Genomic DNA, 21677 nt, shown 5'->3' with positions numbered 1-21677 from the left:
GTCTATGAGTCAAGCCGCCTCCTCTCCGCTCTACGCTGCCATCGACCTCGGGTCGAACAGTTTTCACATGCTCGTTGTGCGTCATATCGATGGCAGCGTTCAAACCATGGCTAAAATCAAGCGCAAAGTGCGCCTTGCCGCTGGCCTAGACGAAAACAATGCGCTGAGCCTAGACGCCATGCAGCGCGGATGGGACTGCTTGCGCTTGTTTGCAGAGCGATTGCAAGACATTGAACCGGATAATATCCGCATCGTCGGCACCGCGACCTTAAGAACGGCCACCAACGCCGAGCAATTTCTTGCCAAAGCCAATGAAATCTTAGGTCACACGATCGAGGTCATCAGTGGTGAGGAAGAAGCGGCCACTATTTATAAAGGCGTTGCGCACACCTCCGGTGGTAGCGGACGTCGTTTGGTGGTCGATATTGGTGGCGCCAGCACTGAACTGATTATCGGTGAAGGGTTTGAAGCCAAAGCGCTCACCAGTCTAAAAATGGGCTGTGTGACCTGGCTTGAGAAGCACTTTAAAGACAGACAGTTGACGGCCAGTAACTTTGACAACGCCATTTCGGCGGCCAAGCAGACGCTGCACCCGATCTTGGAGCAATACCGCGCGCTGGGTTGGGATGTGTGTGTCGGCGCGTCAGGCACGGTGCAAGCTTTGCAAGAGATCATGTTAGCGCAAGGGATGGATGAGGTGATCACCCACCCGAAGCTCAAGCGCTTGCAAAAGCAAGCCATGCGCGCTGACCACCTCGAAGAGCTAGATATCGAAGGGCTCACTTTCGAACGTGCGCTGGTATTTCCGAGCGGCTTGTCGATTCTCATTGCGATTTTCGAGTTGTTAGAGATCGAGGCAATGACACTGGCCGGCGGCGCACTGCGCGAAGGCTTAGTGTACGAAATGGTCGATGAACTTAAGCAAGACGACATACGTGCGCGCACCATTACCAGTGTCCAAACGCGATACCAATTGGATGTTGCCTACGGTGAACAAGTTGCGCAGCAAGCCAATACCTTACTCACTCAATGCGAGCAAGGCTGGATTGCGGAAGACCAAGGGGTGGTGCTACTCGATACCGCCGCTAAGCTGCATGAAATTGGCCTGACGATCGACTTTAAAAAAGGCGGGGAGCACGGAGCGTATCTCCTTCAGCATCTCGATTTGCCAGGCTTTACCCGTGCGCAGAAGCACCTGTTGGGTGAGCTCACTCGTCGCTATCGTGAACAGCTCTCCTCACTGCCTGAGCAGCACGCGCTCTCTGGCACCAGTGCCAAGCGTGTGTTGCGTCTACTCAGACTGGCCGTGCTATTAACCCATCGACGTAATCCACAACTTGCGCCAGATGTGGTGTTAACCACTGACGGTGATAAGCTGACGCTGACCTTGGACCCACTCTGGTTAGAGCAAAACCCTCTCACCAGTGCGGAGCTTGAAATTGAAGCGAACCGCCAGAGTGATATTGGCTGGCCCTTGGTGATCACCACCCGCGCAGTGGCGGCCATCTAAATCACGTCGCAGCGCAGCACAGAGTTGAAAGCAGCGCTGAGATCAAAAAACCCGAGACTTATCGCCTCGGGTTTTCTTTTATCCGCAGATCGATGTCTCTCATCAGAACCATCGATACCATGCAAAAATGCTAGTTAGCACCCACCACTTTAAAGTCTGGGTTCACGGCGGTCAGCTTCTTAACCAAGTAGTTCAGCAGCACCCCATACATAGGCACGAACAAGCCAAGACTGATAACCAGTTTAAAGCCGTAGTCCACCAGCGCGATTTCCGTCCAATGCTCAGCCATAAACGGATCTGGGCTTTGGTAAAACGCAATCGCAAAAAAGGCGATGGTATCAAGTGCGTTGCCAAACAAGGTCGAGCAGGTCGGCGCCACCCACCACTGCTTCAACTGGCGCAGACGATTGAACACGTGCACATCGAGGATTTGTCCAAGCAAGTAGGCCATGAAGCTGGCGACCGCGATACGCGCAACAAACAGATTGAACTCGCCAAGCTGAGCGATGCCTTGAAACTGCCCCTCGAAAAAGAGGACAGACAACGCATACGAAACTGCTAAGGCCGGCAGCATCACCAAGAAGATGATTCTACGTGCCAATGCCGCGCCAAAGACACGGACGGTGAGATCCGTGGCGAGAAAAATAAAAGGAAAGGTGAACGCGCCCCAAGTGGTATGAAAACCCATAACCGTAAAGGGCAGCTGCACGAGATAATTGCTCGATGCAATGATAACCAAATGGAACAGAACTAACAGAAAAAGGGCTTTGCGCTGCTGCGCAGGAGTAAAGTGATTCATACGATACCTTTTTAGTTTGGTTTGGGGGTGAGGGAACCCAAATTGAACCTCTTCATCATGAAGTGGCTCAGACCAACAATGTCTATGCTCAATAATGGCACCCTGCCATTATCACGGCCGGCGATTATACATTAACCAACCCGCGCCGCAAGCGCCCAGCCAAAGGCAATCGTTCACGTACCGATTTCGGCGATGCATCAGCCACTTCAGCGCCCATCACTATTCGTTAGTAGGCAGGAAGTGAAAAATCTGGCCGTTAAAAACCACGTTCAAACAGCGCAGCTAAAAAATCACACTCCGGCTGAGATTGCTCAACCACCAAGGATTCTAGCCAAACACTTTCACTGTAGTGTTCCGCTCTGAGCACCAACTGGCAGCCTTCAAAATCAATCAACCAAGTGTGGATGTCTGCATCCCACTGTTTCTCTATTACCTTGGCCGACAGTAGGCCAACCAAACGCTCGGCCAACTCTGGAAAGGTGTCAAAATCAAATCGAGGCGTACGCAAAATCAATCGCCCCTGATCCGCTTGATAGTCAATCAAGCCAAACTCGCTGTGCTCATTAGCCATGGTGCGTCAAATGCTCCTGAATCAAATCAAGGAAAGGATCGGCATATTTCTCCAGCTTGCGCTGACCAACGCCATTCACTGCCAGCATCTCGCCGTAAGAGGTTGGCAAGATCTCCGCCATATCCATCAAGGTCGCATCACTGAAAACAACGTAAGGTGGCAAGCCATCTTCATCAGCAATCGACTTTCTTAGTTTACGCAGCTTAGCAAACAGCTTCTTATCGTAGTGTTTATTCGCCAGCTTATCCGAACGTGCAGCGCGCGCCGCGGTGTCTAACCGAGGGACGGCTAGTTCCAATGTGCGCTCACCTTTGAGTAGTGGGCGCGCTTCTTCGGTTAATTGCAACGTCGAGTTGCGTGTGATGTTTTGGCTTAACAGTCCTTTATGGATCAACTGTCGGAAAATACTCACCCAGTAGTCGTGACTATTCTCGCGCCCAAGTCCGTACGTCGAGAGTTGGTCATGACCGTTTTCTCGAATACGAATGTTTTGCATGCCGCGCAGCACTTCCACCACATAACCAATACCGAAGCTTTGATTGACCCGGTAAACACAAGAGAGTGCCTTTTGCGCTTGTTCCGTGGCATCGAAATGTTTTGGCGGATCGAGGCAGATATCGCAGTTGCCGCAAGGCTCTTGTCGATACTCACCAAAATAGTTGAGCAGCACTTGGCGGCGACAAGTTTGCGCCTGTGCAAACGCACTCATGGCGTTCAGTTTGTGCGCTTCGACTTGCTTTTGCGGCCCCTCTTCTTTTTCATCGAGCATGCGACGCAGCCAGCCGATGTCAACGGGGTCATAGAGCATCATGGCTTCTGCTGGTAAGCCGTCTCGACCTGCACGGCCGGTTTCTTGATAGTAGGACTCAATATTGCGCGGTATATCAAAGTGGACCACAAAGCGCACATTAGGCTTATTGATCCCCATGCCAAACGCGACCGTGGCGACGACTATTTGAATATCATCGCGCTGAAAGGCTTCTTGTACATAGGCGCGCTCGTCGGCGTCTAGCCCTGCGTGATAACTGGCGGCGCGCAGCCCGTTATTGCACAGTTTTTCGGTCACCATCTCGACCTTTTTACGGCTACCACAATAGATGATGCCGCATTGACCGCGTTGCTCATCCAAAAAGCGCACGATTTGTGAGACCGGCTTGTGCTTTTCCACTAGCGTGTAGCGAATATTCGGTCGATCAAAACTGCCCAAATAGATGTGTGGCTCGTTCAGTTGTAAACGGTGAGTAATATCGCTGCGCGTCGCTTCATCAGCGGTTGCCGTTAACGCCATCACAGGAACCTGTGGAAACCATTGCTTCAACTGACCTAGCGCGGCGTATTCCGGGCGAAAGTCGTGTCCCCACTGGGAAATACAGTGCGCTTCATCCACGGCAATCATCGCTAGCGGCAAGTTCTCTAAGCGCTCGACAAAATCGCGCATCAACACACGTTCCGGCGAGACATAGACCAGCTTAAGTGCCCCAGAGTGCATGCGATTGTAAACAGAGGTAAGCGCCTCTCTCGCCATCGTCGAGTTAATACACTCAGCGGCGACACCATTGGCTTTCAACTGATCCACTTGGTCTTTCATCAAGGAAATCAAAGGCGAGATGACTAAGGTCAGTCCCTCTTTAAGCAGTGCCGGCACTTGATAGCACAGTGACTTACCGCCGCCTGTTGGCATAATGACTAAGCTGTCTTGACCGGCTAGCGCGGTATCAATCGCGTCACGTTGACCTTCTCGAAATTCGTGGTAACCAAACACCTTTTCCAAGACGCTCTGAGCGGTTTCGATAGAATCAGGTTGCTGCGCGATCAGTGTGGCTGTCATTACGCTCTCTGTTGGGATAAATGGGATGGAAAAATCGAGCGCTTATTGTAGTTGGGAATAGCGGTGAATAAAACTGCAAAGTGCTAGGTGATTCTCAATCCTATTCGTATACTACTCGTTTGATTTCATAATTCTGTGTTGAGAATCATCCAATGACAACCGACGAACAGCAACGCGCGCGGCAAGGTATCCTCCTTGCGATTGGTGCCTACACCATGTGGGGAATCGCGCCAATTTACTTTAAGACCATTAGTGAGGTCTCTGCGCTTGAGATTTTAAGTCACCGTGTTGTCTGGTCTTTTTTCCTGTTAGCGCTACTGATTCACCTCAGCCGAGGTTGGAAGACCGTACGCGACGTGCTGACATCCAAAAAGAAAATGACCTACCTCATCACCACGGCGACCTTGGTTGGGGCCAACTGGTTGATTTTCATCTGGGCGGTGAACGCCAATCATATGCTTGATGCCAGTCTTGGCTACTACATCAACCCGTTAATTAATGTGGTGCTCGGCATGCTGTTTCTCGGTGAGCGCCTGCGAAAATTGCAGTGGTTTGCTGTCGCACTCGCCGCCTGTGGTGTACTGGTCCAGCTGGTTGCGTTTGGCTCGGTACCGATTGTCGCCATAGCGCTGGCGATGAGCTTTGGTTTTTATGGCTTGCTGCGTAAAAAAGTCAGCTTAGATGCGCAAACGGGATTGTTTATCGAGACCTTGGTGATGCTGCCTGCCGCTGCGTTCTATCTTATCGGGATTGCCGACTCCGCCACCTCGAACCTGAGCCAGAACCCCTTAGATCTCAATCTGCTCCTTGTTGCTGCGGGTGTCATCACTACCCTACCGCTGCTCTGCTTTACGGGCGCCGCGACACGATTAAAACTCTCAACCCTGGGTTTTTTCCAGTACATAGGCCCAAGCCTGATGTTTATGCTCGCCGTGCTTGTCTATGGCGAAGCCTTTACACCAGACAAAGCCATCACCTTTGCCTTTATTTGGGGCGCACTGGTCGTATTTAGCTTCGACGGTTTAAAAACCAACCGCCAAAGCCGCCGCGCCGCCAAACTGTTAAACACCAAACAAGCCTAACGTTACCAACATGAATGAGATCACTTTACTTGCCACTCTAGCGACGGTTCATTTCATCGCCTTAATGAGCCCGGGCCCCGACTTTGCGCTTGTGGTGCAAAATGCCACCCGTTACGGGCGCCAGACCGGATTTTTTATCGCGCTTGGCCTCTCTTTCGGCATTCTCTTGCACTCGCTGCTCAGCCTGACCGGGGTGAGCTATCTGGTGCATCAGCAGCCAACCCTGTTTTCGCTCGTACAACTTGCCGGCGGTAGCTACCTCTTATACCTCGGCGTAGGCGCGCTAAAGGGGACATGGGCGCGCATTCAATCCTCGCAGAACGCAGCGCAAGATGATGCCTCCTCTGAACAAGCACTCTTGGTCAACAAGCGTCACGCCTTTTCTAAAGGCTTTGCGACCAATATTCTCAACCCCAAAGCGTTGGTCTTTTTTGTCAGTTTGATGTCCAGTCTGGTGCCTGCCAGTATGTCGCTGGGCGGCAAAAGCGCTGCACTGTTGATTTTATGGGGCCTCTCGCTCGCTTGGTTCTCCTTCTTGGCCTGGATGCTGTCAACGCAGCGTATGCAGCGAAAACTGAAATCATTGAGCCTCTACATCGACGCATTATGCGGTCTGATGTTCAGCGGCATCGGCCTTGGCATTTTATGGCAATCAACTAACGCCATCGCAATGCTCTTTTAGCTCTGCTCAGAATAACCACTCATAAAAAATGGCCATAACGGCCATTTTTTGTTTATTTATTCACTTCCAACGCATCTTAGAGCAAAAAGTTGCGCTCGATCACAATCAGTTTCTCGTCAATGATCGGCGATCGTCCAGACATCTTGTGCGAGATCTCTCACAAGCGAGTGAGTCAAACTCTCTTTTTGTCTAAGAAAATTATCAATTAAAAATCATAACCCATTGTTTTAACTTGATATGTGTGAAATTTCGTCAATTTTTTTTGCCTCTTATCGTTTTTCTGACGTTGCTGAACTTCGCCAAAGTCTTAATATGAAGTCTGTCGGAAGGATGCTGACACGGAACAGGAAATCACCACGGATTCGGTGGTCTTCAGGATGAAGATACGGTTGCTTAGGATGAGTAATCGGCACGGAAAGCAAATTGGACATTGAACGGACGCAATAGTAGCTAGGATGGTTACTACTAAGGATGGGAAATGGACACCTCTGGACGAGGCATGGAACGATCATCAGGATGATGAAAGGGACACCGCTCAGGGAACAAGCGAAGTGAACTAACGAGGAACGTTAGTAGACCAGGATAGGGTCAAGGACACCGCTAGGATGGCGATGAAAGGACTACGCTGAAGGACGTCAGCATACTATCAAGGATTTGATGCATGGAGCACTTTTAGTAGCCGGATTGCTGCGAGTAAGACTATAACCCCGATGGGCGCAAGCCCTCGGGGTTTTTCTTTGTGTGAAGAAAGTGATTAGGTTCTAGTGCCTAGTTCCTAGAGGGGTACTCGGGGAGTATGTCTAGGAACTTAGGGTCGATGGGGCAGATTAGAGCTTTTCGAGTTTCGCGTAAGCGGTGACGAGCCACTTGATCCCTTCGCCATTAAAGGCAACCTGAACGCGACTTTGCGGGCCACTGCCTTCAAAGTTGATGATGGTCCCCTCACCAAATTTAGGGTGCATCACTCGCGAGCCAAGGCTAAAGCCCGTTTCATTGAAGTTCTCTTTGACCGCCGTTTGGCTAAAGCGACCACTGCTGGTCGGGCGACTGACCTGCGCTTTCATTCGCACTTCGTCCAAACAATTTTCGGGTAGCTCACGAATAAAGCGCGACGGTTTGTGGTACTTGTCTTGACCGTATAATCGGCGCATTTCGGCGTAAGTAATGTAGAGCTTTTGCATCGCACGAGTCATGCCGACGTAACACAGACGACGCTCTTCTTCGAGTCGCCCTGCTTCCTCTGCAGACATCTGGCTTGGGAACATCCCCTCTTCAACACCGACCATAAACACCAGAGGAAACTCCAACCCTTTGGCGCTGTGCAGCGTCATTAATTGCACCGCATCGTCAAACTCATCCGCTTGCCCTTCGCCCGCTTCGAGTGCAGCGTGGGTCAAAAATGCCGTTAACAGCGTCATCTCATCCGCTTCTTCTGGCTTTTCAAATTGACGAGTTGCAGTGACCAGCTCCTCCAAGTTCTCTATGCGTGCCTTGGACTTCTCACCTTTCTCCTGTTCGTACATGGCGTACAAACCGGAGTATTTGATCACATGGTCGGTTTGCTCATGCAATGGCATCTCTAGGGTGTCATCTTCCAGCGCATTCACCAACTCCACAAAGCGGCTTAAGGCACCAGCAGCGCGGCCAGCAAGAACTTTATCTTCCAGTAAACGTACGCTCGCTTCCCACATGGTGCAGCCTTGATCGCGGGCAGCAAAACGGATGGTTTCCAGGGTTTTATCACCAAGGCCACGGGTAGGCGTGTTCACCACTCGCTCAAACGCCGCATCATCATTGCGATTGGCCATTAATCGTAAGTAACTCAAGGCATCTTTGATTTCTTGGCGCTCGAAGAAGCGCATGCCGCCGTAGATGCGATATGCGAGCCCAGCTTGAATCAAGGCTTCTTCCAGAACACGTGATTGGGCGTTGTTGCGGTAAAGCATCGCGGCATCCACCAGCGCCCCGCCGTTCTCTTGCCACTCTTTAATTTTGTTGACCGCAAAACGCGCTTCATCAAGCTCGTTGTACGCCGAGTAGACAGAAATAGGCTCGCCTTCACTGCCCTCCGTCCACAGCTCTTTGCCCATACGCTCAGTGTTGTTGGCGATCAGCGCGTTGGACGCTTGCAAAATGGTTTTGGTTGAGCGGTAGTTCTGCTCAAGACGAATGGTATTGACGCTTGGAAACTCTTGGGTGAACTTTTCAATGTTCTCGATTTTCGCCCCGCGCCAACCGTAGATGGACTGATCGTCATCGCCGACGATCATCACGTGCGAATCTGGGCCAGCCATCATTCTCAGCCAAGCGTATTGAATGTTGTTGGTGTCTTGAAACTCATCGACCAGAATATGCTTAAAGCGCGCTTGGTAATGCTCGCGGATGTGCTTCTTATCACGCAATAGCTCATGGGCACGCAGCAAAATTTCAGCAAAATCGACCAAGCCGGCGCGATCGCACGACTCTTGGTAAGCTCGATAAATTTGTAGATAGGTTTGGGTAATGGGATCGTGGTAAGCATCGATGTGCGCCGGTCTCAGGCCTTCATCTTTTTTACCGTTGATCCACCAAGCCACTTGACGCGGTGGCCACTGTTTTTCATCCAGATTTTGCGCTTTGATTAATCGGCGCAATAGGCGCTGCTGATCATCACTGTCGATGATTTGAAAATCTTCGGGCAGTTTGGCATCTAGATAGTGCGCGCGCAAAATGCGGTGGCAAATCCCATGAAACGTGCCGTTCCACATCCCCGATGCGCTGCCCATCATCAACTCTTCAATTCGGCCACGCATCTCCGCCGCGGCTTTGTTGGTGAAGGTCACCGACATGATCGAAAACGGCGACGCTTGCTCCACAGACATCAACCACGCAATTCGGTGGACCAGCACGCGGGTTTTACCACTTCCGGCGCCAGCCAGCACAAGCAGGTTTTCTAAAGGAGCGGCAACAGCCTCGCGCTGTTTGTCGTTGAGACCGTCGAGAAGTAAAGAAGGATCCATGGGGGACTCGGCTACTGGTTATCTATACATGAAAAATGATTATAACCTAAACAGCCTTGCCATTTCAGAAGAAAAACCAGAAAAAGCACGATGAAAAACAGGAGGCGCTTGGCCTCCTGTTTCCCGTGTAATGCAGCGTTGTGATGCGACCGTGTTATGCGGCAATCCCTGCGTGACGCAACAAGGCATCAATCTCTGGCTCACGGCCTCTGAAGCGCTTAAAGAGCTCCATCGGCTCTTCACTGCCGCCCATCTCTAAGATGTGATTCAAGAAGCTCTGACCCGTTTGCGGGTTAAAGATCCCCTCTTCTTCAAACTTCGAGAACGCATCTGATGACAGCACTTCGGCCCACAAGTAGCTGTAGTATCCCGCGCTGTATCCACCTGCGAAGATATGACTAAAGCTGTGTGAGAAGCGGTTCCACTCTAAGCTTGGCAGTACCGCGACTTTCGCTTTGACCTGTGCCAGGGTTTCAAGAACACGTGGACCAACCTCTGGGTCGAATTCAGTGTGCAAAGTGAAGTCAAACAGACCAAACTCTAGCTGGCGAAGAATGAACATCGCGGACTGGAAGTTTTTCGCGGCCAGCATTTTATCGAGCATGGCTTTGGGTAAAGGTTCGCCGGTTTCGTAGTGACCAGAAATGAAGGCCAGTGCCTCCTCTTCCCAGCACCAGTTTTCCAGGAACTGACTCGGCAGTTCCACCGCATCCCAAGGCACGCCGTTGATGCCCGACACCGAACCTGTGTCCACTTGAGTCAACATATGATGGATACCGTGACCAAACTCATGGAACAAGGTCACCACTTCATCATGGGTAAACAGCGCTGGCTTATCACCCACCGGACGATTGAAGTTACAGGTCAAGTAGGCCACTGGGGTTTGCAGCTCACCGTTGGCGCTGATGCGGCGCACACGGCACTCATCCATCCACGCACCGCCACGTTTGTGTTCACGGGCGTACAAATCGAGATAGAAGCTGCCACGTAAGGTGTCATTGGCATCGAAAATATCAAAGAAGCGCACCGACTCATGCCAAGTTTCCACGCCTTGGCGCTCCTCAACACGCATACCAAATACACGCTTGAGCACTTCAAACAGACCACTGACTGCTTTGGATTCAGGGAAGTACGGACGCAGCTCTTCATCTGAGATTTGGAACAGGTGCTGTTTCTGTTTTTCGCTGTAGTAAGCGATGTCCCATAAGTTGAGCTCTTCAACGCCAAATTCTTGCTGAGCAAACTGGCGCAATTCTTCCACTTCACGCTCACCTTGTGGTTTCGCTTTCGCGGCTAAGTCATTGAGGAAGCCAAGTACTTGCTCAGGGCTCTGCGCCATTTTCGTTGCAAGCGACTTTTCACTGTAGTTATTGAAACCCAGCATTCGCGCCACTTCGTAGCGCAGTTTGAGCAGCTCACTGATGATCTCGCTGTTGTCCCACTCTCCCGCTTTCGGGCCGCGGTCAGACGCGCGCGTCACGTAGGCTTCATACATCTCTTGGCGCAGCGCTTGGTTGTCACAGTAGGTCATCACTGGCAAGTAGGAAGGAATATCGAGGGTGAGCAGATAGCCATCTAACTCTTTCGCTTGCGCAGCGGCTTTCGCAGCGGCGAGCGCCGACTCTGGCATGCCTGCCAACTCTGCGTCATCGGTGACGTGCTTGCTCCAACCCATGGTCGCATCTAAGACGTTGTTCGAGAACTTTGAGCCCAGCTCTGACATACGCTTGCTGATCTCACCATAACGATGCTGCTGATCAGCCGGCAAACCAATACCAGACAATTCGAAATCACGCAGGCCATCGGTGATGGTTTTCTTTTGTGCTTGCGTTAGAGTCGCAAACGCTGGGCTGGCTTTAATCGCTTTGTAGGCATCAAACAGCCCTTTGTGTTGACCTACCCAAGTGCCGTATTCCGACAATAGCGGCAAGCAGCTTTCATACGCCTCACGCAACTCATCGCTGTTGACCACAGAGTTCATGTGACTCACTGGCGACCAAATGCGGCTTAAACGGTCATCCACCTCTTCAATGGGCGCAATCACGCTCTCCCAAGTCGGTGCGTCGTTGCCGGCCAGTACTTGGTCGATTTTAGCGCGGCACGCAGCAATCGCGTCTTCAACTGCTGGTTTCACATGTTCTGGTTGGATGTGAGCAAAAGGCGGCAGATCGGTAAACGTCAGCAATGGGTTAGACATAAGCATTCCTTTTTTGTTGGCAGACGAGCTGAGATGTTCGTCGGTTCTTATAGAATAGATAGTGCCCCGAGAGGACTTTTTCAATAGTCACCGACCGCTAAGTTGTTGCCAATTCTTACGATATTCGCGTTAGATGAGCACCAATCGGCAAGTCACGACTTTTTGTTTACCTAGCCGACAAAGGCGCAGAGAAAGACAAGCAGCCCGGCGTCGGTGCGGTTATACTCTCCCACATCGCTTTTTGGGAAATAACTATGGCCTAGGGCCATTTAGAGAGAACCGTTTTGCTAAGCTATCGTCACAGTTTTCACGCAGGTAACCATGCCGATGTGGTTAAACACATTGTGCAAAGCCTGATCCTTAACTCGCTCAAGAACAAAGACAAACCGTTTGTGTATCACGACACGCACTCCGGTGTTGGTCGTTACGATTTGACCCACGAATGGTCAGAAAAGACGGGTGAGTACAAGCAAGGCATCGCACGGGTATGGGCACAAAGTGAGAGACCAGCGGCGATTCAGAGCTATCTTGATGCCATCACGAGCTTAAACAACGGTGAAGGACTGCGCTACTACCCTGGCTCACCACGCGTTGCCCGCGCCCACCTGCGCCCACAAGATCGCATGCTACTGACCGAACTTCACCCTAGTGACTACCCATTGCTGCAACAAGAGTTTCATCGTGATCGCCAAGTCAGCATTTTTAAAGAGGATGGTTTCCAGCGTCTCAAAGCCAGCTTGCCGCCGCAAGAGCGCCGCGGCCTAGTGCTTATCGACCCACCCTATGAGCTAGCCAAAGAATATCGCGATGTGGTTCAGGCTATAGCACAAAGTTATAAGCGCTGGGCTACCGGGATTTATGCGATTTGGTATCCTGTGGTCAACCGCTGCGACATTGAAGATATGATTGAAGGTCTAGAAGGACTCGGGATTCGTAAAATCTTGCAAATCGAGCTTGGCGTCTCTCCAGATACCAATGAGCGCGGCATGACGGCCTCTGGGATGATTGTCATCAATCCCCCTTGGACATTGGAAAGCGACATGAACGACATTCTGCCTTTCCTCAAGGAGGCAATTGCCCCCGTCACTGGCCACTGGAAAGTCGATTGGATTGTTCCTGAGTAGCCTTGGCACAATCAGACATTTCGCTGAGATGGATTGAGTTCAACCAGTTCATCCTCATATACATAATAATCAGCTAAAAAAATTTGGAGAAAGTAATGGCGACTCATTTTGACTATATCTGTATCGGTGGTGGTTCTGGCGGCATCGCATCAGCGAACCGCGCGGCCATGTACGGTGCAAAAGTAGCCCTAATTGAAGCTCAAGACCTAGGCGGTACCTGTGTCAATGTTGGTTGTGTCCCTAAAAAAGTGATGTGGCACGGAGCGCAAATCGCAGATGCGATGAACCTTTATGCCGAAGACTACGGATTTGACATCGATGTCAAAGGCTTCGATTGGAGCAAGCTGGTCGAAAGCCGCCAAGCGTATATTGGCCGCATCCACCAATCTTACGACCGCGTATTGGGCAACAACAAAGTTAACGTCATCAAGGGCTTTGCGAAATTCGTTGATGAGAAAACCGTCGAAGTGAATGGCGAGCACTACACCGCTGATCATATCCTGATTGCCGTTGGTGGTCGTCCAACCATTCCTAACATCCCAGGTGCTGAATACGGCATCGACTCAAACGGCTTCTTCGAGCTTGCTGAGCAGCCAAAACGCGTTGCGGTGATTGGCGCTGGCTACATTGCCGTCGAGATTGCGGGTGTGCTTAACGCTCTCGGCACGGAAACTCACCTGTTTGTTCGTAAAGAGTCGCCGCTACGCAGCTTTGACCCAATGATCATCGAGACCTTGGTAGAAGTGATGGAAGCTGAAGGGCCAGCACTGCACACTCACTCCATTCCAAAAGAAGTGGTGAAAGAAGCCGATGGCAGCCTGACCCTTCACCTTGAAAACGGTCATACACACAACGTTGACCAGTTGATCTGGGCTATCGGCCGTCATCCTGCCACGGACGCGATCAATCTCGCCTCAACCGGTGTTGAAACCAATGAGCGTGGCTACATCAAAGTCGATGAGTTCCAAGCGACCAACGTGCCGGGTATCTACTGTGTCGGTGACATTATGGAAGGAGGCATCGAACTGACGCCAGTGGCAGTTAAAGCCGGTCGCCAACTCTCTGAGCGTCTATTCAACGGTAAAACAAACGCTAAGATGGATTACAACCTTGTCCCGACCGTGGTATTTAGTCACCCACCGATCGGCACCATTGGTTTAACCACCCAAGAAGCCGAAAAGAAGTACGGCAAAGAGAATGTAAAAGTGTACACTTCTGGCTTTACCGCCATGTACACCGCAGTGACTCAGCACCGTCAGCCATGCAAAATGAAACTCGTGTGTGCGGGAGAAGAAGAAACCGTAGTCGGTCTACATGGCATTGGCTTTACCGTGGACGAAATGATTCAAGGCTTCGGCGTAGCAATGAAGATGGGCGCCACCAAAGCTGACTTCGACTCTGTGGTTGCGATTCATCCAACGGGTAGCGAAGAATTCGTTACGATGAGATAAGACATTGGTTTTTAACAAAAAAAGGACGCTTAGCGTCCTTTTTTTATTTCACACACATCACATTAAGCAGAGAGGTACCTTTTAACTGGTTGACCTTGCCACTGGCAAAGAGTCCGGTGCGTCCGCTTCCCCAGTAGGGCAAATGCATCGGCCACTTATTTGGGCCCATATGTTCAGCCGCCAATAGATTTTGCCACTCTTGCTCACTGGCAAGACGCATTCCCAAGCGATAACAGGTTTTGTAGGCGTCTTCATAGTTCATGCGATTCCACGGCAAGCCATGTTCCATATAGAACTGATCATTACCAAACATGGTATAAGGCACCTTGTACTCTACGCCGTTAATGCTCGCGGATAGTCGGATAAGGATTTCATCTTGAGGCTCGCTATTTGCCCTCTCGACATTCGCTGACTCTGTTTTTAAGGGCATCGGCGCAGGCAGTACCGTGGTGTGTTGAGTCTGCGTTTTTGCTGTGGATTTAGGTGAGGGTTTGGCTTTTTCGACAGGCTGAGTCTTACGCTTAGCGGCGGAGGCTTTCGGCGGTGCCCCTTTGACAACTTCACGAATAAACGCTTCTTTGTAGCCGGGCTCACTTTTCACCTTCGCAAGATCTGCGCGCGCCTTGGCAAACTCATCGTACGGGCCAATTAAGCAGCGTACCCCTTTGCCTTCTGGTTTTGCCCACACATCAGTGGAAATATGCTGGTACAGCACCTTCGCTTTATCCAATGATAACGGTTGGCTGAAGACACCACACTGAATCCAAAAACTCGATTCACTGCCCTTAGGTTTGGTGCCCCACAGGCCATTACCGATAGGACAGGCCGCATCGAGCACTGGCAACTCGGTATTTGAGGCCTGTGTGGCATCACAGAGAAATTCTTCAGCACTGACTGAACTGGTCGACAAGGAGACAGTGAGCCACGCGGCAACACTCAAAAGCGGTAACATGGGTCGTTTCGGCTTGACTGCCATAATGATATCCAATCCCTTATTCTTTCGCCTAAAACCGGGCGTCTAATCCACGCCACTAGGGTAAACCATACACTGTTGAAAAAAGATGAATGCAAAAAAAGAGCCGTAATCGGTTACGGCTCTTAGTGTAGTGATGTTTTTGTAGTCAGATCTTAGGCTTAGATCACCCTTTGTAAATTTTGGGGTTAAATACATCACGTAACCAGTCACCCAACAGGTTGATGACCAATACCAGTGTCACCAACACAATGCCTGGGAAGGCGGTAATCCACCATGCACCGGAGAAGATGTAGTTAAAGCCAATGCTGATTAACGCACCCAATGACGGCTGATCAACCGGCAAACCTAAGCCTAGGAAAGAGAGTGCCGCCTCAGACATGATCGCATTCGCCACCTGAACGGTTGAGATAACCAAGATGGGTGACAAACAGTTCGGCAAAATATGACGGAACATGATACGTGGCGCTTTAAAGCCCATCACACGTGCCGCTTCGACATACTCTTTCTTCTTCTCTGCCAACACCGATGCACGAATCGTCCGCGCATATTGCGGCCATTCAGCGACACCAATGATCACCACCAGCATGATCACCGCATACTGACTGTAAAAGTCACTGCCGAAACTGGCTTTAAAGATAGCAGAGACAATGATGGCTACCATCATGGTTGAGAACGACAGCTGCACATCAGCAAAACGCATCAAAAAGCTGTCAATACGACCGCCAAAATAACCCGCAGACAGACCAATCACGATGCCAAGTAGCAGTTGCAGACCCACCGCCAAGAAGCCGATGGTGAGAGACAAGCGTGAGCCATACAAGATGGTCGATAGGATGTCACGGCCTTGCTCGTCGGTACCAAGCACAAAGCGCTCTTCCCCGCCTTCCATCCACGATGGAGGCAGCTCTGAGTCCATAATATCAATCGATGACAAATCATACGGATCGCTTGGCGCAAGCACGGGCGCGGCAATCGCGACAATCAAGAAAATCATAAAAATGCTGAAACTTGTCATCGCGACTTTATCACGCTTGAAGTAGTACAAGAAATCAGACTGTTTGAAACGCTCCCAATGAGAAGGAGCTGCGGCTGTTTGACTCATGTTATGCTCCTTTTCCTGTCAGATTAACCGTTGGGTTGATGATGCCGTAGAGTAAGTCGACAATCGTGTTGGTCACCACAAAGATAAGACCAACAAAAATTACGTACGCCGTAATCAAAGGTGTATCGACTCGGTTGATCGCTTCAAGGAAAAGAAAACCCATCCCAGGCCACTGGAACACCGTTTCCGTCAAAATGGTGTACGCCACCATGGTACCGATTTGTACCCCACCCACAGTCAACACCGGTAGCATGGTGTTTTTCAGTGCGTGTTGGTAATAGATTTTGTTCATCGCCAAGCCTTTAGCTTTAGCGAACTTGATGTATTCCGAGCTCAGCACTTCCAGCATTTCAGAGCGAACCAGACGAATGAACAATGGCAACATGATCGAAGCCAGAGCCACACACGGCAAGATCAGATGCGCTAAGCCGTCTAAAGTAAAGTAGCCAGACTCCCAGCCGAGCCAGTTCGCCGTCTCACCGCGACCATAGGAAGGCAGCCAGCCAAGTTCGATGGAGAACACATACATCAGCATAATCGCCGTCAAAAAGACCGGAATCGAGATACCGATACTGCTACCTGCCATCACCACTTTAGTGAAGAAACTTTTTGGATGTATCGCCGAGTACACGCCAAGAGGAATCGACATAACGATGATGATCATCGTTGCACCAAACACCAACTCTAACGTCGCCACCAGCTTATCGAGAATCACGTCCACTGCAGGACGCTTGAAGAAGTACGATGTACCGAGATCGCCTTGTAGCGCAGCGCCAACAAAACGAGAATATTTGGTAATGAAGGGATCATTCAGGCCTAATTCATCACGCAGCGCTTGGCGCTCCGCCTCTGAAACAGACTGGCCCACCAACTCACGCAGTGGATCACCTAAGTTATCCTGAATGGCAAACGCCACTAGACTGATCACAAACATCACTATCAGTGCCTGAAACAGGCGCTTGACCAGAAACGAAAACATTCCTTGCCCCTTAACTTTCCATGGATTTCAGCCTTGCTAAAGCAGAGGGATCTGCTCGCAAAATTCAGTCTTAATGATGGCGCTTTGCCCGACTGAAACAAAGCAAAGCGCCAAATTCGCTCTCCCATTAGAGAGAGCGAGAGACTCTCATTACTTGACCACTAGGTCGCCAAGGTATGGGAAGTCCATTGCGTTAACGATAGGTGCGATGTCCACGTTAGATTTCGCGCCCCACGCTAGGTTTTGCCAGTGTAGAGGAACAAACGCCGCATCGTTGTACAGGATGGTTTCCACCTTCTGTAGCATTTGTGCACGTTTCGCTGGATCCGTTTCTACGTTTGACGCTTCAACCAATTGATCAAGCTCTGGGTTTGAGTAGTGACCACAGTTGTACTGACCTTTACCTGTCTCTTCGTTGCGCGTCATGGTTAGGAACTCAGAGAAGTTTGCAGAATCTTCGGTATCTGAGTGCCAGCCGATCATCAGCATGTCTGCCGCACACTTATCAAACTCTGGCCAGTATTGCGCTTTTGGCATGGTTTTCAGGTCAACTTTAATGCCAATCTTAGACAGCATTGCCGCCGCCGCTTGAGCGATTTTCGCATCGTTCACGTAACGGTTGTTTGGCGCCATCATTGTCAACGTAAAGCCTTTCTCGTAACCCGCTTCTTTCATCAGCTCTTTCGCTTTCTTCAGGTCGAAACGTGGCACAAGATCCGCGCTGTAGCCTGCATAACCTTCAGGACCTTGCTGACCCGCAACCGTTGCGAAGCCTTTCATGATTTTGTCCACAATGCCTTCGTTGTTGATCGCATGAACGATCGCCTGACGAACGCGAACATCTTTCAATGCTTCGTTGCTGTTTTGGTTCATTTGGAACGTGATGATACGAGTACCAGGCAGTGTCACAAGATCGATGTTTTTCGCGTCTTGAACACGTTTGTGGTCGTTTGGTGCAACTGGCGCAATCATATCAACGTCACCAGAAAGTAGCGCAGCCACGCGTGTTGCGTCTTCTTTGATTGGCACGAGCGTTAGCTTGTCAACGTTACCTGTTGTGGTATCCCAGTAATCCGCAAAGCGTTTAAATTCGACTTTCACACCTTGCTCACGAGACGTCACGATAAACGGACCCGTACCAGATACGTTAGTCGAAGCAAACGAGTTGCCGTGCTTCACCACTTCCGCTTTGTCTTTGCCATCTTCTGTTTGACCAGAATAGAACTTGCTGTCCATTGGGAAAATGTAAGTCGCGGTTTGTAGAACCAGTGGGTAAGCGCCTTTAGACACCAATTCCACTGTGTAGTCATCCACTTTCACCATCTTCTCGTACGGTTCGAAGATCGCTTTAAAGTCTGGAGAATTTTTCAGACGCTCGAACGTCCAAACCACATCATCCGCCGTTAGCTCGTTACCAGAGTGGAATTTCACGCCTTTGCGTAGCTCAAAACGGAATGTCGTGTCATCGACACGTTCCCATTTCTCAGCCAAACGAGGTTCAAAATCCAATTTTTGTGTGTAACGAACTAGCGGATCAAACACCATGTGAGACATTTGCAGAGTACCGCCTGATAGCTGCTCGTGTGGGTCAAGCGACACAGGGTCAGCGTCATAAGCGACAGTAATATCTGCTGCAGCGGCGGCAAAACTTAAGCCTGCTGCCATCAAAGCCACTGCTAGTTTGCTTTTCATGGTTTTCATGCATAACTCCTTATGCGGGATTCATCCCTAGTTGTTGTATTTGCTTCTGTTTAGCTACCCAACAAAACCGCGTTGGGCAAGGTATACGGCTTTAGGCCGTTTTTACTTCATCTCTTAAGCCGGTGAACTCTGGCATCAGAGAAATCAGTTGTTGACTGTACTCATGCTGTGGTGAGTTAAACAGCTGCTCAGTGGGTGCCACTTCAAGTAGTGTCCCCATTTGCATCACCCCAACACGGTCACACATCTGACGAATGACAGGCAAGTCATGGCTGATAAACAGCATCGTTAGATTGAGCTCATCTTGGAGATCTTTTAATAAGTTGAGGATTTGCGCTTGCACCGACACATCCAACGCCGACGTCGGCTCATCACAAATCAGCAAACGTGGACGAGTCGCCAGCGCGCGCGCAATCGAAATACGCTGACGCTGACCACCTGAGAATTCGTGCGGGTACTTCACCCCAGCCATTCGGCCCAAACCAACATGATCCAACAGATCGTTAACGATCTGGCGTGTTTCTGATTCATTCTTGGTCAGCTTATGGAAACGAATCGGCTCGGCAATAATGTCGAACACCTTCATTCGAGGGTTCATCGAGGTATAAGGGTTTTGGAACACCATCTGCATTTGACGGCGCAGCGGACGACGCTGTTTCTCTGACGTCATCGCCGTGAGGTCAATACCCTCAAAGCACACTTTGCCCGAGTTCGGTTGATAAAGACCTGCAATCACGCGCGCAATGGTCGACTTTCCTGAACCAGACTCACCCACTAGGCCAAACGTCTCACCTTCAAACACTTCAAAACTGACATTGTTCGATGCTTGAACGTACTCTCGGCGGCTTTCAAATAAAGAGTCTTTGGTGACAAAGCGCAGGTTGACGTTTTCGACCGTCAACAAAGAGCCCGAATAAGCACGCTGATCTTGGCTTTGACCCAACCAGTGATTTTTGACATCCAGTGGCTTCATCTCTTTCGCTTCCTCGATGTAGCTCACCAGAGGGAAACGATCGAGTTTGATATCCGAACGAGGCACGGCAGAAATCAAGCTGCGCGTGTAAGCATGATCGGGGTCGCCTAGCACTTTGTTCGTCGGGCCAAACTCCACCAAATCGCCACGGTACATCACCGCCACGCGATCGGTGACGTTCGATACCACGCCCATGTCGTGCGTCACCAACATACAGCCGACGTTATTCTTGATACACAATTCGCGAATCAAGTTGAGGATTTGGTCTTGAATCGACACATCCAAGGCCGTCGTTGGCTCATCAGCGATAATTAAATCAGGCTCACCGGCAAGCGCAATCGCGATAACCACGCGCTGGCGCATACCACCAGAGAACTGGTGCGGGTATTGTTTAAGACGGTTTTCTGGCTGAGGAATCCCCACTTGCTTCATCAATGACAATGCACGTTGATACGCTTCGTCGTCCGACACCTTCATATTGGCATGAATGGTCTCGGTAAGTTGCTGCTCAACCGTAAATAGTGGATTAAGAGAGGTCATTGGGTCTTGGAAGATAAAACCGATTTTGGACCCGCGCACTTTGCGCATTTTTTCTGGTGTCAATCCGGAGATCTTCTCCCCATCAAGATAGACGTCACCACTTGCGACCTGACCCGGAGGGCTCAGTAAGTCGATCACCGCATTACCTACGGTGGATTTGCCGGCACCCGATTCGCCAACGACGCCAACAATCTCTCCTCTCTCTATATTAAAAGAAAGCGATTTGACCGCTGCGTGTACGCCGTGACGTGACGGATATTCGATACGAAGATTTTTGACTTCTAAAAGTGCCATTAACCAGACCTCTACTGCTGCGGCAGCCTTCTGCCCTGTCTGAAAAGTGAATCCATTCAAAAAGCCGGATCAGTATTCCGGCAATTTACAAGGTCATCAATTTGGCAAAAAATTCACAGAAAATCAACAATCTTAGGATAAAAAGTTGAGAACGCACAAATATCAAGCAGCTTAACAAAATATCTATGCACCTTAGCGATACGATGCATTGATCGGACCTGCTGCATTTTGGCCGTCATTTGCACAGTTTTGGCGCACTTTCACTGCGAAACTTTCAGGGGCAACAAGAAGCCGCAAGGCATAGTTATTCACCCATTATTCAGACTACTCAGTTAACAAAAATAACACACATAACCAGTGAGATTATTTTTATCGAGATCAAAAACTAGATATCAATCACGTTAGTGGTGTAATGAATTGAATAATCACTCTAATACCATAGAAATGGTGGTAGGGAATAAGGAACGTAGCAGAGCAGTGATTGAGTAAGTATCTGGGTTGTGGGTTGTGGGTTGTGGGTTGTGGGTTGTGGGTTGTGGGTTGTGGGTTGTGGGTTGTGGGTTGTGGGAGGATTGGACAAAACATAAAGCTGAAATGCAAAAAAGCCCCGCTATGATTAGCGAGGCTTTTTGAAAGTGGTCGGTGAAGAGAGATTCGATGCGACTGGGCTTCCAGACCCCGGCCCGATATGTGCACAAATCGGTGATCGCAAGATGTAAAAAAGCCCCGCTAATACTAGCGAGGCTTTCTAAAGTGGTCGGTGAAGAGAGATTCGATGCGACTGGGCTTCCAGACCCCGGCCCGATATGTGCACAAATCGGTGATCGCAAGATGTAAAAAAGCCCCGCTAATACTAGCGAGGCTTTCTA

The 21677-nt window shown here is 50.2% G+C and carries 15 protein-coding genes; 5 read left to right on the top strand and 10 right to left on the bottom strand.

Annotation, left to right across the window (positions count from 1 at the left end; genetic code table 11):
• The first annotated feature begins 4 nt into the window (after positions 1-4).
• The gene (gene gppA, locus AC6R10_RS03700) at positions 5-1510 is read left to right on the top strand and encodes a guanosine-5'-triphosphate,3'-diphosphate diphosphatase (RefSeq protein ID WP_500671483.1); all 1506 of its coding nucleotides are present in this window, start codon (positions 5-7) and stop codon (positions 1508-1510) included.
• A gap of 130 nt (positions 1511-1640) precedes the next feature.
• On the opposite strand, the gene AC6R10_RS03695 is transcribed toward gppA, so the two are convergent.
• The 3 genes from AC6R10_RS03695 to recQ all read right to left on the bottom strand — a co-directional run bounded on the left by AC6R10_RS03695 (position 1641) and on the right by recQ (position 4708).
• Positions 1641-2309 carry a 7-cyano-7-deazaguanine/7-aminomethyl-7-deazaguanine transporter gene (locus tag AC6R10_RS03695; protein WP_500629613.1) on the bottom strand — a complete coding sequence of 223 codons (669 nt, stop codon included), beginning with the start codon at positions 2307-2309 and terminating at the stop codon, positions 1641-1643.
• A 256-nt stretch (positions 2310-2565) separates the two neighbouring features.
• Positions 2566-2880, bottom strand: a complete 315-nt coding sequence (locus AC6R10_RS03690; protein WP_487903361.1) for a DUF3630 family protein — start codon at positions 2878-2880, stop codon at positions 2566-2568.
• A complete protein-coding gene (gene recQ, locus AC6R10_RS03685) occupies positions 2873-4708 on the bottom strand; it encodes an ATP-dependent DNA helicase RecQ (RefSeq protein WP_500671482.1) in 1836 nt (611 codons plus the stop codon). The genes AC6R10_RS03690 and recQ overlap by 8 nt, the downstream gene beginning before the upstream one ends.
• A gap of 152 nt (positions 4709-4860) precedes the next feature.
• Between recQ and rarD the strand changes: the two genes are divergently transcribed.
• Positions 4861-5790 carry an EamA family transporter RarD gene (rarD, locus tag AC6R10_RS03680; RefSeq protein ID WP_500671481.1) on the top strand — a complete coding sequence of 310 codons (930 nt, stop codon included), beginning with the start codon at positions 4861-4863 and terminating at the stop codon, positions 5788-5790.
• 10 nt (positions 5791-5800) lie between these two features.
• Positions 5801-6472 (top strand): LysE family translocator, encoded by a 672-nt coding sequence (locus AC6R10_RS03675; RefSeq protein ID WP_500671480.1) that lies wholly within the window; start codon positions 5801-5803, stop codon positions 6470-6472.
• 827 nt (positions 6473-7299) lie between these two features.
• On the opposite strand, the gene uvrD is transcribed toward AC6R10_RS03675, so the two are convergent.
• Positions 7300-9471 (bottom strand): DNA helicase II, encoded by a 2172-nt coding sequence (gene uvrD / locus AC6R10_RS03670; protein ID WP_500625325.1) that lies wholly within the window; start codon positions 9469-9471, stop codon positions 7300-7302.
• Positions 9472-9625: 154 nt separating this feature from the next.
• On the bottom strand, positions 9626-11668 hold the full coding sequence (gene prlC / locus AC6R10_RS03665; RefSeq protein WP_500671479.1) for an oligopeptidase A: 2043 nt from the start codon (positions 11666-11668) through the stop codon (positions 9626-9628).
• A 284-nt stretch (positions 11669-11952) separates the two neighbouring features.
• On the opposite strand from prlC, the gene AC6R10_RS03660 reads away from it, so the two are divergent.
• Together AC6R10_RS03660 and gorA are read left to right on the top strand one after the other, a co-directional pair.
• Positions 11953-12792, top strand: coding sequence for a 23S rRNA (adenine(2030)-N(6))-methyltransferase RlmJ (locus AC6R10_RS03660; protein ID WP_500629609.1), 840 nt, complete (start codon positions 11953-11955; stop codon positions 12790-12792).
• A 95-nt stretch (positions 12793-12887) separates the two neighbouring features.
• On the top strand, positions 12888-14243 hold the full coding sequence (gene gorA, locus AC6R10_RS03655) for a glutathione-disulfide reductase (RefSeq protein ID WP_500671478.1): 1356 nt from the start codon (positions 12888-12890) through the stop codon (positions 14241-14243).
• Positions 14244-14286: 43 nt separating this feature from the next.
• Here the strand turns inward: gorA and AC6R10_RS03650 are convergent, their stop codons facing one another.
• From AC6R10_RS03650 to AC6R10_RS03630, 5 genes are all read right to left on the bottom strand, one after another.
• Positions 14287-15219: an SPOR domain-containing protein gene (locus AC6R10_RS03650; protein WP_500671477.1), complete on the bottom strand. Its 933-nt coding sequence runs from the start codon at positions 15217-15219 to the stop codon at positions 14287-14289.
• 163 nt (positions 15220-15382) lie between these two features.
• The gene (locus AC6R10_RS03645; RefSeq protein WP_500671476.1) at positions 15383-16321 is read right to left on the bottom strand and encodes an ABC transporter permease; all 939 of its coding nucleotides are present in this window, start codon (positions 16319-16321) and stop codon (positions 15383-15385) included.
• A gap of 1 nt (position 16322) precedes the next feature.
• Entirely contained in the window at positions 16323-17300 is a 978-nt protein-coding gene (locus AC6R10_RS03640; RefSeq protein WP_334555460.1) for an ABC transporter permease, read from the bottom strand.
• Between the two features lie 150 nt (positions 17301-17450).
• Complete coding sequence (locus tag AC6R10_RS03635) at positions 17451-19001, bottom strand: ABC transporter substrate-binding protein (protein WP_334555459.1); 1551 nt, start codon at positions 18999-19001, stop codon at positions 17451-17453.
• A 91-nt stretch (positions 19002-19092) separates the two neighbouring features.
• On the bottom strand, positions 19093-20808 hold the full coding sequence (locus AC6R10_RS03630) for a dipeptide ABC transporter ATP-binding protein (RefSeq protein WP_500671475.1): 1716 nt from the start codon (positions 20806-20808) through the stop codon (positions 19093-19095).
• Positions 20809-21677: the final 869 nt, after the last annotated feature.

Source organism: Vibrio sp. R12-SG2-ISO1 (assembly GCF_059834045.1).
The sequence above is the reverse complement of the archived record's forward strand: the minus strand, read 5'-3'. Positions and strand labels throughout refer to the sequence as shown.

Excerpts from the sequence above, each read along its gene's own strand:
- uvrD (WP_500625325.1), bottom strand. The coding sequence starts at position 9,471 with ATGGATCCTTCTTTACTTCTCGACGGTCTCAACGACAAACAGCGCGAG.
- AC6R10_RS03695 (WP_500629613.1), bottom strand. The coding sequence starts at position 2,309 with ATGAATCACTTTACTCCTGCGCAGCAGCGCAAAGCCCTTTTTCTGTTA.
- AC6R10_RS03690 (WP_487903361.1), bottom strand. The coding sequence starts at position 2,880 with ATGGCTAATGAGCACAGCGAGTTTGGCTTGATTGACTATCAAGCGGAT.
- AC6R10_RS03645 (WP_500671476.1), bottom strand. The coding sequence starts at position 16,321 with ATGAGTCAAACAGCCGCAGCTCCTTCTCATTGGGAGCGTTTCAAACAG.
- AC6R10_RS03630 (WP_500671475.1), bottom strand. The coding sequence starts at position 20,808 with ATGGCACTTTTAGAAGTCAAAAATCTTCGTATCGAATATCCGTCACGT.
- AC6R10_RS03675 (WP_500671480.1), top strand. The coding sequence starts at position 5,801 with ATGAATGAGATCACTTTACTTGCCACTCTAGCGACGGTTCATTTCATC.
- recQ (WP_500671482.1), bottom strand. The coding sequence starts at position 4,708 with ATGACAGCCACACTGATCGCGCAGCAACCTGATTCTATCGAAACCGCT.
- AC6R10_RS03650 (WP_500671477.1), bottom strand. The coding sequence starts at position 15,219 with ATGGCAGTCAAGCCGAAACGACCCATGTTACCGCTTTTGAGTGTTGCC.
- gorA (WP_500671478.1), top strand. The coding sequence starts at position 12,888 with ATGGCGACTCATTTTGACTATATCTGTATCGGTGGTGGTTCTGGCGGC.
- AC6R10_RS03640 (WP_334555460.1), bottom strand. The coding sequence starts at position 17,300 with ATGTTTTCGTTTCTGGTCAAGCGCCTGTTTCAGGCACTGATAGTGATG.
- prlC (WP_500671479.1), bottom strand. The coding sequence starts at position 11,668 with ATGTCTAACCCATTGCTGACGTTTACCGATCTGCCGCCTTTTGCTCAC.
- rarD (WP_500671481.1), top strand. The coding sequence starts at position 4,861 with ATGACAACCGACGAACAGCAACGCGCGCGGCAAGGTATCCTCCTTGCG.
- AC6R10_RS03635 (WP_334555459.1), bottom strand. The coding sequence starts at position 19,001 with ATGAAAACCATGAAAAGCAAACTAGCAGTGGCTTTGATGGCAGCAGGC.
- gppA (WP_500671483.1), top strand. The coding sequence starts at position 5 with ATGAGTCAAGCCGCCTCCTCTCCGCTCTACGCTGCCATCGACCTCGGG.